Source organism: Staphylococcus sp. HL28, assembly GCF_021117155.1.
Classification (GTDB): Bacteria; Bacillota; Bacilli; order Staphylococcales; family Staphylococcaceae; genus Staphylococcus; species Staphylococcus warneri.
Window position 1 is genome coordinate 1,891,982 of record NZ_CP088218.1, and the last position, 15,433, is coordinate 1,907,414.

At 33.3% G+C, this 15,433-nt stretch carries 13 protein-coding genes; 4 read left to right on the forward strand and 9 right to left on the reverse strand.

Annotated elements, in window-relative coordinates; all coding sequences use genetic code 11:
* Nucleotides 1–19: 19 nt before the first annotated feature.
* From LPC11_RS09175 to opp3b, 4 genes are read right to left on the reverse strand one after another with little or no spacing between them, the layout of a single operon-like run.
* Nucleotides 20–961 (reverse strand): ABC transporter ATP-binding protein, encoded by a 942-nt coding sequence (locus LPC11_RS09175; RefSeq protein WP_023375007.1) that lies wholly within the window; start codon nucleotides 959–961, stop codon nucleotides 20–22.
* Complete coding sequence (locus LPC11_RS09180) at nucleotides 954–2,033, reverse strand: ABC transporter ATP-binding protein (protein WP_107566301.1); 1,080 nt, start codon at nucleotides 2,031–2,033, stop codon at nucleotides 954–956. Before LPC11_RS09180 ends, LPC11_RS09175 begins: the two co-directional genes overlap by 8 nt.
* Nucleotides 2,034–2,048: 15 nt before the next feature.
* Nucleotides 2,049–3,107, reverse strand: a complete 1,059-nt coding sequence (gene opp3C, locus LPC11_RS09185; RefSeq protein ID WP_023375005.1) for an oligopeptide ABC transporter permease — start codon at nucleotides 3,105–3,107, stop codon at nucleotides 2,049–2,051.
* Nucleotides 3,107–4,033 carry an oligopeptide ABC transporter permease gene (gene opp3b / locus LPC11_RS09190; protein ID WP_002467196.1) on the reverse strand — a complete coding sequence of 309 codons (927 nt, stop codon included), beginning with the start codon at nucleotides 4,031–4,033 and terminating at the stop codon, nucleotides 3,107–3,109. The genes opp3C and opp3b overlap by 1 nt, the downstream gene beginning before the upstream one ends.
* A gap of 201 nt (nucleotides 4,034–4,234) precedes the next feature.
* Here opp3b and LPC11_RS09195 point away from each other — a divergent pair, with 201 nt between their 5' ends.
* Nucleotides 4,235–4,615, forward strand: a complete 381-nt coding sequence (locus LPC11_RS09195; RefSeq protein WP_023375004.1) for a DUF3899 domain-containing protein — start codon at nucleotides 4,235–4,237, stop codon at nucleotides 4,613–4,615.
* A gap of 46 nt (nucleotides 4,616–4,661) precedes the next feature.
* Here the strand turns inward: LPC11_RS09195 and fabF are convergent, their stop codons facing one another.
* The gene (fabF, locus tag LPC11_RS09200; protein WP_023375003.1) at nucleotides 4,662–5,903 is read right to left on the reverse strand and encodes a beta-ketoacyl-ACP synthase II; all 1,242 of its coding nucleotides are present in this window, start codon (nucleotides 5,901–5,903) and stop codon (nucleotides 4,662–4,664) included.
* An 11-nt stretch (nucleotides 5,904–5,914) separates the two neighbouring features.
* Nucleotides 5,915–6,856, reverse strand: coding sequence for a beta-ketoacyl-ACP synthase III (locus LPC11_RS09205; protein ID WP_231307225.1), 942 nt, complete (start codon nucleotides 6,854–6,856; stop codon nucleotides 5,915–5,917).
* Between the two features lie 314 nt (nucleotides 6,857–7,170).
* On the opposite strand from LPC11_RS09205, the gene LPC11_RS09210 reads away from it, so the two are divergent.
* A complete protein-coding gene (locus tag LPC11_RS09210) occupies nucleotides 7,171–7,362 on the forward strand; it encodes a YjzD family protein (protein WP_002450785.1) in 192 nt (63 codons plus the stop codon).
* Nucleotides 7,363–7,487: 125 nt separating this feature from the next.
* Here the strand turns inward: LPC11_RS09210 and clpB are convergent, their stop codons facing one another.
* The 3 genes from clpB to LPC11_RS09225 all read right to left on the reverse strand — a co-directional run bounded on the left by clpB (nucleotide 7,488) and on the right by LPC11_RS09225 (nucleotide 13,084).
* Nucleotides 7,488–10,094: an ATP-dependent chaperone ClpB gene (clpB, locus tag LPC11_RS09215; RefSeq protein ID WP_041613915.1), complete on the reverse strand. Its 2,607-nt coding sequence runs from the start codon at nucleotides 10,092–10,094 to the stop codon at nucleotides 7,488–7,490.
* A 383-nt stretch (nucleotides 10,095–10,477) separates the two neighbouring features.
* On the reverse strand, nucleotides 10,478–12,280 hold the full coding sequence (locus LPC11_RS09220) for an acyltransferase family protein (protein ID WP_023375001.1): 1,803 nt from the start codon (nucleotides 12,278–12,280) through the stop codon (nucleotides 10,478–10,480).
* A gap of 495 nt (nucleotides 12,281–12,775) precedes the next feature.
* The gene (locus tag LPC11_RS09225; RefSeq protein WP_002450788.1) at nucleotides 12,776–13,084 is read right to left on the reverse strand and encodes a metal-sulfur cluster assembly factor; all 309 of its coding nucleotides are present in this window, start codon (nucleotides 13,082–13,084) and stop codon (nucleotides 12,776–12,778) included.
* A 113-nt stretch (nucleotides 13,085–13,197) separates the two neighbouring features.
* On the opposite strand from LPC11_RS09225, the gene LPC11_RS09230 reads away from it, so the two are divergent.
* The gene (locus tag LPC11_RS09230; RefSeq protein ID WP_023374999.1) at nucleotides 13,198–14,022 is read left to right on the forward strand and encodes a Cof-type HAD-IIB family hydrolase; all 825 of its coding nucleotides are present in this window, start codon (nucleotides 13,198–13,200) and stop codon (nucleotides 14,020–14,022) included.
* A gap of 75 nt (nucleotides 14,023–14,097) precedes the next feature.
* Entirely contained in the window at nucleotides 14,098–15,414 is a 1,317-nt protein-coding gene (locus tag LPC11_RS09235) for a CoA-disulfide reductase (RefSeq protein ID WP_023374998.1), read from the forward strand.
* The last annotated feature ends 19 nt before the right edge of the window (nucleotides 15,415–15,433 follow it).

A 15,433-nucleotide genomic window follows, 5' to 3' on the forward strand; every position in this document is an offset into this window, starting at 1 on the left:
CGTATCCCCCTCCCTTTGATTATCCTGCCGTATTCACTTGCTGTTTTAATTTTTCTGCTTCCGCTTCAGTTGCAAAGACAAAGTGTTCTGGTCGAATCTCGTACAATTGTCTATTTTGATCATCTGCATTACTCGCTTCATATGTAATACGTTTTCTCTGTCTTTCAACGTCTGGATCAGGTTGAGGAATCGCTGATAACAATGATTTCGTATAGTCATGTAAAGGATGATTGTATATATCATCTGCAGGTCCGAGTTCAACAATTTTTCCAAAATGCATCACGGCTATTCTGTCAGAAATGTATTTAACCATTGATAAATCATGTGCAATAAATAAGAACGTAATCCCTTTTTCTCTTTGTAGTCGTAACATAATATTGACAACTTGTGCTTGTATGGAAACGTCTAATGCTGAAATCGGCTCATCAGCAATGATAAATTCTGGTTCTACTGCTAATGCTCGTGCTATACCAATACGTTGACGTTGTCCACCTGAAAATTCATGAGGATAACGATTCGCATGTTCTTTGCTTAACCCTACTGTTTCTAGTGCATCATATACACGTTTCTTACGATTACGTTTATCTGTGGCTAAATGATGAATATCTATACCTTCACCTACAATGTCCATCACTTTTAGACGTGGGTTTAATGACGCATAGGGATCTTGAAATATCATTTGAATCTTCTTGTTGAATTTCAACATATCTTGGCGTTTACGAATATTATGTATATCCGTACCATCATAAATAATTTCTCCACTAGTGATATCATTTAATTTAATGATGGCTTTACCTGTAGTTGATTTACCACAACCTGACTCTCCAACTAAACCTAAAGTTTCACCTTTATAAATATCAAATGAAATATCTTCAATTGCTCTAACTTCGTTCTTTTTACCTTGATTAAAATATTGTTTTAAATGTTTCACTTCTACTAATTTCGTTTTTTGATTAATCATTAAACGCCACCCTCTCTACTTTGATGGGTTGTTCATATTGGTTAGGTAATGTTTTAAAGCGCTTTTGAACCGCTAATGGTGGTTCAACTTTGGGCGCTCTTTCATCTAATAACCATGACTTAACAAAATGTGTAGGTGATACTTTAAACCACGGTGCTTCTTCTTTAAAATCAATATCTAATGCATACTGACTTCGTCTAGCAAATGCATCTCCTACCGGTGGATGCAATAAATCTGGTGGTGTACCAGGAATTGCAATTAAATCTGTATCATTGCTCGTAGTTAAATCTGGCATGGATGATAATAATCCCCAAGTATAAGGGTGTTTCGGACCATAAAATATTTCATCAACATTACCTGTTTCAATCATTTGTCCACCATACATAACGGCTACTCTATCAGCAACATTTGCTACGACACCTAGATCATGTGTAATAAAGATAATTGAAGTATTAATTTTCTGTTGTAGTTCTTTCATTAAATCTAATATTTGGGCCTGCATTGTTACATCAAGTGCAGTCGTTGGCTCATCAGCAATTAATACTTTAGGTTCACATGCCAGTGCTGTTGCGATAACAATTCTTTGTCTTTGCCCACCTGAAAATTGATGTGGGTATGCTTTAAAACGCTTTTCAGCATTAGGCAATCCAACTAAATTTAAAATTTCTAACGCTCGTTGTTTAGCCTGAGATTTACTCATATTTTTATGTTTAATTAATGGTTCCATAACTTGTTTACCTATTTGCATCGTTGGGTTTAAAGAGGTCATTGGATCTTGAAATATCATTGAGATATCTCTACCACGTAATTTAATTAATTCTTTTTCACTTTTATTCGCAAGGTTTTCCCCTAAAAAGTTAATTTCTCCCTGTTTAATGCGACCTGCATCCCTTTGGAATAGCTTCGTAATTGCTTTGGTCGTAACTGATTTACCAGAACCTGATTCTCCAACAATTGCCAATGTTTCCCCTTTATTTAGGTAAAAGTCTACGCCTCGGACAGCTTGAACTTCCCCTGCAGAAATATCAAATGAAACATGCAAATCGTTGACTTCTAAAATTCTCTCTGCCATATACATGCCCCTCCTTTATTTACGCATCTTCGGATCGAATGCATCACGTAATCCATCACTAAATAGATAGAAGAATAAAATTAATAAACTTAAAATGATTGCTGGTATGAATAATTCGTGTGGGTGAATTAATAACATTGCACGTCCATCGTTGACGAGTGATCCTAAAGATGTTTGTGGTGCTGGTACACCGATACCAATAAAGCTTAAAAATGCTTCGAAGAAAATAGCACTTGGTACTGTAAACATAGATGTAACAACAATTGCACCTAATGTATTAGGCAAAATATGTTTGAATATCAGTTTGAATTTAGATGCACCTAAAGTTTGAGAAGCCAGTACAAATTCTTGGTTCTTTAATTTTAAGAATTCACCTCTAACAACACGACTCATACCTAACCAACCTGTGATGGACATCGCTAAAATTATAGTCCAAATCGAAGGTTCAAAAATTAATACAAAGAGAATAACAACAATTAGATTAGGAATTGACGCAATAACTTCTAGGATTCTTTGCATGACATTATCAATTCGACCGCCAAAGAAACCTGAAATAGCACCATAAGTCACACCAATAAAAATATCTAATATCGCTGCAACGATACCAATGAATAATGAAATCTGTGTTCCCTTCCATGTTCTTGTCCACAAGTCACGCCCTAATTGATCAGTACCAAACCAATAGTTTTCCTTTGCGTGAGCTTCTTTATATGCGTCTTTACCATCCGTTCCCTTACCATCAAATGGTAAAAATGGTACTTTATCTAACACTGGTATTTTGGCTGGTAAATTTCGATGTTCAACATTTTGCTCTGCATAATCTCTGTTATTCATTAAAGGTCCAATAAATGCGAATAACACAATTAAAATGAGTCCAATCATACCAACAACAGCTAGTTTGTTACTTTTTAATTGCGCCCACGCATCTTGCCAGAAGTTTTTACTTTCACGTTGTAACTCTGGCTCTTGATTTAAATCTAATTCTCTTAATACAAAATCCGTAGAAACTGCCCCTTCAGAGGTATGTGACATTGCTGCATTTGAGTAATCTTTATCCATTCTTTTATCTGTCATTACTTTTTACCTCCTTGAACACGAATTCTAGGATCTATAATGCCGTATAAAATATCTACGATAAAAATAGATACAATAAATAATGTACTAAATAAAATCGTTGTCGCCATGATGACTGAGAAATCGTTTGTAGTAATCGAACGTACGAATTGATCCCCTAATCCAGGTACTCCGAAGATATTTTCAATGGTAAGCGTCCCAGTTAAAATACCTGCTAACATCGGCACTAATATCGTAATGATAGGTATCAAAGCGTTTCTTAAAGCATGACCGAACAACACTCTCATCGTTGAATTACCTTTTGCTCGTGCTAATAAAATATAATCTGAACTTAATACTTCAATCATTTCAGCTCGTATGTAACGGGCTACTGTTGCTAAAACTACTGCAGATAAAGCGAGTGAAGGTAGCACCGCTGTAGAAAATCCTTCCCATCCTGCAACTGGGAACCATCTTAAACGTACTGCAAACACATATTGTAATAAAACTGCTAATACGAATGATGGTACAGACACTGCAATAACTGAAATTACAGTCGTTGTGTAATCCACCCAAGTATTTTGTTTCGTAGCTGCTGCAATTCCTAAAATGAGTCCAACGATAATACCAATAATCATGGCCGTTAATCCCATTTCAAATGATGGTATTAATCTTGGCTTAATCAATTCCCATACCGGTTGATTATGGTATTGGAATGAATAACCAAAATCGCCTGTCACAACATTTTTTAGATAATGTACGTACTGCACTGCGACGGGGTCATTCAACCCATATTTCTCATTTAATATCGCTTTTTGATCAGCATTTAATTTTGCATCATTAAATGGTGAACCTGGCATCATTTTCATCAAGAAAAATGTGATTGTTATAATGATGAATAATGATAAAAACATATAACCTAATCTTTTAAGGATGTATTTTCCCATCTAATCCCCCCATTTATTTTTCACAATTGACAATCCCTTCAAAATATTCAGAATACTTTATTAGTATTATATATATAACTTACATGTAAAATCAATATAGTTTTGCGTTAATGCAATAAAGCAAGCATTTTATAAAATAGAATTTTTTTGTTTTCAGAATAAGTTGAGTAATGTAAACTAAAATCAATACGATACGGAGTGATGTTATTGAAAATAATTAAATCTTATCTCTATCCATTACTAATAACTCTATTCATTTCCTTTATTTTTTGGTTATGGACCAAACATACATGGGTCGAGTTCATCAATGTCTTATTTTATGTTTCATTAGTGATTTTCATCATATTATTCATTATTTTATTAGTTCAAGAAGGTATCTTCGATGTAACAAGCTATGGATTTAGACGTTTAAAATATCAACTGTCCTCTACTTCAAGAAAACGTAGCATGAAAGATGATAGTTTTTTTAATCCCCAACACGTCAAAAAAGAACACTACATGATTTCCTCATGGGTGTTCCCAAACTTGCTTATACATTTACTTTTAGTGTTAATCACAATAATTATTTCGTTCAATATGTAAAAAAAAGCGCAAGTGCGATGTCAATCACACTTGCGCTTTGTACTTATTAATCTTCAAATTTCTTGAAAATCAGAACAGCATTATGCCCACCAAAACCTAAACTATTACTCATTGCGTGTGTAATTTCTAAGTCTTGTGCTTCATTTGGAACATAATCTATATCACATTCTGGGTCTGGTGTTTCAGCGTGAATCGTTGGTGCAATTTTTGAATCTCTAATTGAAAGTGCAGAGAAGATCGCCTCAATACCACCAGTAGCGCCTAATAAATGACCAGTCATTGATTTAGTAGAACTTACTTTTAAATTATTGACTGCATCTCCAAATGTATTCTTAATAGCCTGTACTTCGTATAAATCACCCACTGGCGTACTTGTACCATGAGCGTTTAGATATTGAATATCTTTAGCTTCAATACCTGCATCATCTAAAGCAGCTTGCATTGCTCTAGAACCGCCTTCACCTTCAGGAGCTGGTGCAGTAATATGGTAAGCATCACCTGTTGTACCGTATCCAACAATTTCTGCATAAATGTTAGCACCACGTGCTTTTGCAGATTCTAGTGATTCTATAACTACAATACCTGCACCTTCACCCATAACAAAGCCATCTCTACCTTCTTGGAAAGGACGGCAAGCCGTTTCTTTATCATCGTTTGTAGATAATGCACGACTTGCACTGAAACCTGCGATAGCCATATGTGAAATAGGCGCTTCTGTACCACCAGTAATCATCGCATCTGCATCACCACGTTGGATAATTTTAAATGCTTCACCAATTGAGTTAGTACCTGTCGCACATGCAGTGACAGTTGAACCACTTGGTCCTTTAGCACCTAAATCAATAGATACTTGGCCTGTAGCCATATCAGGAATTAACATGGGTACAAAGAATGGGCTAACACGTCTCGGTCCACGTTCTACCAATTGCGTATGTGCCGTTTCAAATGTTTCCATTCCGCCAATACCAGAACCAATCCACACACCTATACGGTTAGCATTAGCTTTGATATCTAATTGAGAATCTTTGACCGCTTCTCTAGCCGCTACAACAGCATACTGAGTAAATCTATCCATACGACGTGCTTCTTTTTTATCAATGTGGTCTTCGATATTAAAATCTTTTAACTCACCAGCCAGATGCACATTATAATTTTCAGTATCAATTCGTGTAATAGTATCGATACCATTAACTCCTTTTAATGCATTCTGCCATGTTGTTTCAGCATCGTTACCGATTGGAGATAAGGCTCCGATACCTGTAATAACAACTCTATTATTTTCACTCATTAGTTATCCTCCTATTTTCCCCATTTGATAACGATTGCGCCCCAAGTCAGGCCTCCGCCGAAACCTACTAAGACAAGAGTATCGTCATCTTTAATTTTACCGTTTTCAAGCTCTTGATTAATACTTAATGGTATTGATGCAGAAGATGTATTGCCGTATTTGTTTACGGATACGCTCATTTTTTCTGGTTCAATACCTAAGCGTAAACGAGCTGATTCCATAATTCTTATATTAGCTTGATGAGGAACAAATAAATCGATATCGTCAGAAGTTAAACCTGCTTTTTCAACTACGCGTGTTGACGCATCGCCCATAATTCTAACTGCAAATTTAAATACTTCTCGTCCATTCATTTTTAATTTACCAGTTTCTTTATCTAAATATAAGTATTTGCCACCGCTTCCATCAGATCCCATTTCGTAACTAATAATACCACGACCTTCTGATACTTCGCCAATGACAACTGCTCCAGCACCGTCACCGAATAAAACAGCCGTAGATCGATCTGTTAAGTCAGTGATTTTAGATAATTTATCAGCACCGACAACTAAAATATTGTGATAATCTCCAGATTGAATATATTGTTTAGCTGTAATCATTGAATACATAAATCCAGAACATGCTGCAAGTTGATCCATTGTAGGCACTTTACCTGTACCTAAACGTTCTTGTAATATATTCGCTACACTTGGAAATGGCATATCACCAGTAGCTGTCGCAACAATAATCATATCTATATCTTCTGGTTGAATACCAGCATCTTTAATTGCTTTTACACTTGCTTCATAAGCTAAATCTGAAGTATCTTGATCTTCATTTGCCCAATGTCTTTCTTTGATTCCTGTCATTTTAGAAATCCATTCATCTGATGTTTCTAAAAATTGTTCAAAATAGGCATTGTCTACAATATTTTCTGGAGCATAAGCTCCGAAACCTTTAATACCCACATCCATGGTTGTACACCTTCTTAATAAATTTTTAATACCAGGTATTAATTTAACATATTACTGTTTTTAAACTCAAGCATATCACTTTTATTTATCATTTAATTGATAAACAAAGTAAAGTATCGATTCTATTATGATAACCTATATTTGCATTTGCTTAATACTAATCAAACCATATCTCTAAAATCAATGATTATCTTATTAATGATATCATATATCGTTAAAGTGATTATATATCATACTACATTCTGATTCACTCTATACAAACATGTATTTTTCTATTAAAATAAAGGTATATATTATATTGGAGGTCACATACAATGAAATACCTCATGACATTTATTTGGGCATTAGTCTTGTTACAAATGGTCAATTTCGTATTGAATAGTTTAAATGGTGGCGGTGCGTTAAACGTCGTATCTCCAATCATCATGGCTGTTATCTTTACTGTAGCAGTTGCTATCTTAGCAGCTACAATAAGTCCAAAAAGCACGTCAGAACAATACGAATAATAAAAATTAAACAAATGGTCATGTCTAGTAACAGATAGGACATTTGTTATTAATTACAAAAAGCTGGTAGCGACTATATTAATATAGTCGCTACCAGCTTTCTTTTGTTTTTTGACTTGATGTGATTATTCTGGTTTAGTCACGTCAAATGTTAATTCGTTATCATTATTAAGATCTACATTTATTTTAGTACCTTCTGGTAAGTTTTCTTTAATCATCATACGCGCTAATGGTGTCTCAATTTGTCTTTGTACAAATCGTTTCAATGGACGTGCACCAAATTGAGGTTCATAAGCTTCTTCACCTAACCATTTTTTCGCTTCGTCAGTTACTTCAATGGTAATTCTTTGATCAACTAATCTCATATTCAATTGACCTAATATTTTATCGACAATCATACTCATATCGTTTACTGATAATGGTTTGAATAACACAATATCATCCATACGGTTTAAAATTTCAGGTTTGAAGTAAGCATGCAAGCTATCCATGACCGCTTTTTCAGTTGATTCACTTATATCGCCTGTTTCTGAAACTTGTTCTAATAGGACTTGTGAACCGATATTACTAGTCATGATAATAATTGTATTTTTAAAGTCCACACTTCTACCTTTAGAATCAGTCAATCGACCTTCATCTAATATTTGAAGTAACACATTGAACACATCGCTATGCGCTTTCTCTACTTCATCAAGTAAGATGACTGAATAAGGATTTCTTCTAACTGCTTCAGTTAATTGGCCGCCTTCATCATGACCTACATAGCCTGGAGGGGCACCAATTAATCTAGACACTGCATGTTTCTCCATGTACTCACTCATATCAATGCGTATCATATGTTTTTCAGAATCGAATAATGACGCTGCTAATGATTTAGCTAATTCTGTTTTACCTACACCTGTAGGTCCTAAGAATAGGAAACTACCAATAGGTCTATTCGGATCTTTGATACCTGCTCTTGCACGTACAACTGCGTCTGATACTAAGTCTACAGCTTTATCTTGTCCAACCACACGTTTATGAAGAATATCGCCTAAGTGAAGTAATTTTTCTCTTTCTGTTTCGACTAATTTAGATACTGGGATACCTGTCCATTGACTAACGATATCGCCAATTTCTTCATCAGATACAATTTCACGAATCATTCTATCATTATCTTCGCCTTGTTCATCTTGGAAAACGTCTTCTAATTCTTTTAATTCTTTTTCCAATTGAGGTATTTTACCATATTGTAATTCTGCTGCTTTTTCAAGATTATTATTAGTTTGTGCGTCTTCTAAGGCTTTTCTACTTTCATCTAATTCTGCTCGTTTTTCTTGTAGTTTTGCAATTTTTTCTTTTTCTTGTTCTACACGTGATTGTAATGACGCTTGTTTTTCTTTTTCATTTGATAATTCTTCTTGAAGTTCTTCTAAACGTTGTTTACTAGCATTGTCAGATTCATTTTTCAATGCACTTTCTTCAATTTCTAATTGCATTACGCGTCGATTAACTTGGTCTAATTCAGTTGGATTTGATCCCATTTCAGTACGTATAGTGGCACATGCTTGGTCAACCAAGTCTATAGCTTTATCAGGTAAAAATCTATCAGTAATATATCTATCAGATAGTTCTGCTGCTGCAACTAATGCACGGTCTTGAATACGTACACCATGATACACTTCATAGCGCTCTTTCAATCCACGTAGAATGGATATTGTATCTTCAACATCTGGTTCACTGACGCCAACTTTTTGGAAACGACGTTCTAGAGCTGAATCTTTTTCGATATATTCTCTATATTCATTTAAAGTTGTAGCACCGATACAATGTAATTCACCACGGGCTAACATTGGTTTCAACATATTTCCGGCATCCATTGCGCCATCCGTTTTACCAGCGCCTACTAACATATGAATTTCATCTATAAATAATATAATTCTACCATCAGATTCCTTAACTTCTTTAAGTACTGCTTTTAAGCGCTCTTCGAATTCGCCTCTAAATTTGGCACCTGCAACTAATGCACTTAAATCAAGTTCGAAAATGGTTTTATCTAATAATGATTCAGGTACGTCCTTTTTAACAATACGTTGTGCTAATCCTTCAACAATCGCTGTTTTACCAACACCTGGTTCACCAATTAATACAGGATTATTTTTTGTTTTACGACTTAATATACGTATAGTGTTACGAATTTCTTCGTCACGGCCAATAACCGGATCCATTTTACCTTGACGTACTTCTTCTACTAAGTCACGTCCATATTTTTCTAATGCTTCATAATTTACTTCTGGGTTCTGACTAGTCACATGATTTCCCCCTCTTATTTTGTTAATAATTTCTTTAACTACTTCATTTTTATTACCTATGAAGTTTTGTGTAGTTTGATCAATGTCCATCGCTGCACGAAGTACGTGCTCCATTGAAATAAATTCATCGTCATATTCATTCATATAAGTTTCAGATTTATTCATTAATTCATTTGCTTTTGCACTTATATATTGACCGTACTGTACATTATCTCCTTGTACAGTTGGATAAGCTTTTAATTTATTATCATAAGCTTTTTCTAGTTCTTCTACATCAATATTTGCACGTTCTAGAACACTCTTAATTAAACTTTCATTTTCATTTAAACTCGCTTTTAAAATAGCTTCAATTTCGATATTTTGTAATTCAAATTCTTTACTATACTCAATGGCTCTTTGTAATGAACCTTGTATAGCATATGTCATTTTATTGATATCCAATTGTTTTCACCTCTATTATTTTAGAGTTGGTCAAAGTAAAGATTTTTGATTTGACTTTGACTTTCTTTGACCTTAACTATATTATAGTCCCCTTCTAAAAAATTATCAAGAACTTAAGCTTGTTTTTTGTAATATTTTTTTGGTTTATTCTTAATAGCAATTGTGATGAATCAAATATTTTTATTATTCTATTTCCCAATAATTCAAACAACAAACTAAGCACTAATAACTACATTTAACCGCTTCAAAAGGTTTCGTTAAATGATACAAAATAACCCGAGATATCTATTTACCTCGGGCTTTCACTATGACTTTAATCAACACTCAATACATTTTAGTAATATCGTACACATATGATTGTCTTGATTGATTAAATAGTTGTATTATTTCTTTTTAATCTTACTTAAAATTTCATCTGTTAAGGCTTCTACACCACTATGTTCTAAATGTATGCCATCTGGCGCAAAGTATTCTGTATGTCCTTCTGATCTTTTATACCAATCGATTAATGTTACATTACTTTTTTCTTTAGCTGCATCTGCCATTAGTTTGTTGACATGATCCTCGTACCCTCTTGGTACTCTAGTATTGACCAAATATACTTGCGCATCTCCAAATTTATTAATTAAATCATCAAGTTGCTTTTTATTAAAATCTCCATTAGTACCTAATTCTAAAATAACTTGGTCTGTTTTTTTATTGTATTGTTTATAATTATCTTCTACTAGTGGAATAGCTTGATACAAATTTCTACCAACCTTACCATCAATTTTAGCTTTAGGTACTCTATCTTTAAAGTTTTCACCAATATCTACCATTACCGAATCTCCGATTAACAATGGATTAATATCAGTATAAACATCTGTGTCCTTACTACTTTTTTGACCAATTTTATCTATTGGAATCATTCTTATTAAATATTTATCTTCTAAATCTGTATTGAATGAATTGGATTTTTGATCGATTTTATCTTTACCTAAACCATCAAACGCACCACCCATAATAAATGCAAACGGAATGATACATATTATAATTGCAATTGTTCTTATAAGCGCAGGTTTGTATTTACGTTTCAATGTGAAGGCCTTTAAACCTTCTTTTCTAAATGGTGTTTCGATATATCTATAAGAAGCTTCAGCGCATAACACTGTTAAAATAATATCCACAATGTAAACATAGAAAGGAATTTGACCTGCAATAAAATGACTATGTACAAAGCTAATAATAGGGAAATGCCATAAATATAAACTATATGAACGTTTGCCGATATAAACAAATAATGGATTACCTAATAACTTCGATACTAATGTAGATGGATGAACAACACTTGCGATTATCAACAACGTCATAGTAGAAATAATATAAAACCCACCATCATATATCCAGTCGCTTTCATCTTGAACTGTAAAGAACAATAAGATTAAAAAGGCCAGTCCAAATAATCCCACGCCGTCTATCGCTCGCTGTAAAACTTTAGGTGGTTGGGCCTTTAGCTTAAATGGTGGCCATAAGAAAGCTAAAATCACACCTAATAATAATGTTTGTAGTCTCGTATCAGTTCCAAAATACACTCTTGAATGATTAAGATGTGGTTGTGAAATCACAATCATTAGCATGAGCGATAACAATGAAATAATCCAAAAAATTAATGTAATATTGCGATATTTCTTTATAGTTAGCAATAATGTAATTAAAACGACAGGGAAAAATAAATAAAATTGTTCCTCTATCGCTAACGACCAAAGATGTTTTAATGGCATGAATGAAAACTGTTCAAAGTAGTTAACATCTTTAGCTATATACCACCAATTTGAAACATAGAATATAGCTGCTATAATATCATGTTTCACTCTAACTATATCTTCAGATTTGAATAATAAAGTGGCTATACCTACTACTAATAGTAATGCTAATACTGCTGGTACTAGTCGCTTTAATCGACGTAACCAGAAATTCTTTAAATTAATAATGCCAGTTTCTTCATACTCTTTTAATAATAAACTTGTGATTAAATAACCTGAAATTACAAAAAATGTATCTACACCCAAAAAGCCGCCTGTCAACCATTGCTTATTTAGATGGTAAATGATAATGCCGATTACGGCTATCGCCCTTAATCCATCCAAACCAGGCATATATCTTAATCGCTTACCCCTAGTTTTAGTTCTTTTATATTCTTTTTCCATATTTCACTTTCTTCCCCATAGAGTCATTTCGAATTTCGTTTAAAACAGATTTCTTAATAATATGATTAATCTGTATAAATACGTCATTCGAGTCTTAAGTTAAAAGAGATATGTATGTCTAACAAATTGTATAAATTAATATTTTCAAAACAGATTTAACTTTAATAATCTGTATAGATTGACTAAGATTACTCTTCTGACAATTTATTCACAACTTAAATTTATTGTGTTCTAGTTACAATCAGTCTTAAATATTGTAATACAATCGTAATATAAATTCAACTTAAATACTAAATGAATACTATATTTTTAATGACGATTTGTTTTTCTGATAATTTTCCAAGGAATTTTTTTATTTTTAGGAATAATCCGTTAGATTTTGACTTATATATGAATGGTCATACGTTTCAAAAATAAAAAAAGAATGGCACATAGCATCCTATACACAATTCGTGCATTAAACTACATGACCATTCTTATTCTTTGTCATAAAGATTATCCAACGCCTAGTGCAATTTTTGCATATCTAGACATCATGTCTTTATTCCATGGTGGACTCCATACAATGTTTACTTCAGTATCTTGAATTTCTGGAATCTCTGCTAAAACAGTTTTAATTTGTTCGATAATTTGCGGTCCTAAAGGACAACCCATAGAAGTTAATGTCATCTCAACAGTACAAAGTCCTTCATCATCCACATCAACTTTATATACTAAACCTAAATTAACAATATCAATGCCTAATTCAGGGTCGATTACCATTTCTAGAGCCCCTAGGATACTATCTTTTAACGCCTCTTCCATTAGTATCACCTCTCTATATTTATCTTTATACTAATATATCAAATATCCGACAAAACGCCAATAAAATGCTATGATACTACTACAATATATTAAAACGACATAAGGAGATATTTATGCAACCTTATTTAATTTGCTTAGACTTAGATGGAACATTATTAAATGATAATAAAGAAATTTCTAATTATACGAAACAAGTATTAACTGAATTACAGCAACGCGGTCATTCGATTATGATAGCGACTGGTCGCCCTTATCGAGCGAGCCAAATATATTATCATGAGTTAAACATGGATACACCGGTTGTGAATTTTAATGGTGCTTATGTACATCATCCTAAATCTGATGAATTCAAAACAATACATGAAGTATTAGACATTGATATGTCTAAAAATATCATCGAAAAGTTACAACAATTTCAAGTAACTAATATCATTGCAGAAGTTAAAGATTATGTTTTTATCAATAATCATGATCCACGCTTGTTTGAAGGGTTCTCTATGGGTAACCCGAGAATCCAAACTGGTAACTTACTTGAACAACTTAATGAATCACCTACATCACTTTTAGTAGAAGCTGAAGAAAGTAAAATCCCAGAAATAAAAGATAAATTAACTCATTTTTATGCTGAAAATATTGAACATCGTCGTTGGGGTGCACCTTTCCCAGTGATAGAAATCGTTAAACGTGGCATTAATAAAGCACGTGGTATTGAACAAGTCAGACAGTTTTTAAATATTGATCCACAACATATTATTGCTTTCGGTGACGAAGATAATGATATTGAAATGATTAAATATGCACAACATGGTATTGCTATGGATAATGGTTTACAAGAACTAAAAGATATAGCAAATGAAACTACATTTAGTAACAACGATGATGGTATTGGTAGATATTTAAATGACTTCTTTAATTTGAATATCCGTTATTATTCATAGAACGAGGTGTTAGATCAATCTGAGATGGTGACACGATACTATCTCAGCATTTTTATGATATAAGGAGGTTGTCAAATGAGTAAAATTGTTGTAGTTGGTGCTGTAGCAGGTGGTGCTACATGTGCTAGCCAAATTAGACGTTTAGATCAAAGTAGTGAAATTACTGTATTTGAAAAAGATAGAGATATGAGCTTTGCGAATTGTGCTTTACCTTATTATTTAAGCGATGTCATCACTGAAAGAGAGAAAGTTTTAGCATATACACCTGAATCATTTTATGATAAAAAGCAAATTAATGTAAAAACATATCATGAAGTCATAGCAGTTAATGATACGCGTCAAACTGTTACTGTGAAAAATAGAGCTAGTGACGAAACATTTGAAGAACCCTATGATTATTTAATACTTAGTCCTGGTTGCAGTGCCAATCGACTTAACTTTAATACTGACATGGCCTTTACTTTAAGGAATTTAGAAGATACTGATGCGATTAACGAATATATTAATACTCATAACGTTCATAAAGCACTTGTTGTAGGTGCCGGCTATATTTCGCTTGAAGTACTTGAAAATTTATATCAACGCGGGTTAGATATCACACTTATTCATCGCTCCGAACAAGTAAATAAATTAATGGATCAAGATATGAATCAACCTATCTTTGATGAACTAGAAGAAAAACATATTGAGTATCGTTTAAATGAAGAAATCACTGATATCAATGATCATGACGTTTCATTCAAATCGGGTAAGAAAGAACAGTTCGATATCATCATTGAAGGTATCGGTACAAAACCTAATTCTGAATTTATAAAGTCATCTAATATCCAAATTGATGACAAGGGCTTTATACCAGTTAATGACTATTTCCAAACTAATATTCATAATATCTATGCATTAGGTGATGTCATCACTTCTCATTATAGACATGTTGACTTAAAAGCTAATGTACCTCTTGCTTGGGGTGCCCATCGTGCTGCAAGTATAATCGCAGAACGATTAGTTGGTAATGATAATATTAAATTTAAAGGTTATCTTGGTGCAAATATAGTAAAATTCTTTGATTATACATTTGCTAGTGTGGGCGTCAAACCAGATGAGTTATCTCAATTTAATTATAAAACGGTTGAAACGAAGCAAGGAGCACATGCAGGTTATTACCCAGGTAATACACCTTTACATTTAAGAGTTTATTACGATGAAGAAACAAGAGTAATCATACGTGCAGCTGCAGTTGGTCAAGAAGGCGTGGATAAACGAATTGATGTTTTATCAATGGCGATGCAAAATAATATGACAGTTGATGAATTAACAGAATTCGAAGTTGCCTACGCTCCACCATATAGCCATCCTAAAGATTTAATCAATATGATTGGTTACAAAGCACAATAAATAAAGTAAAAAGCAAGCC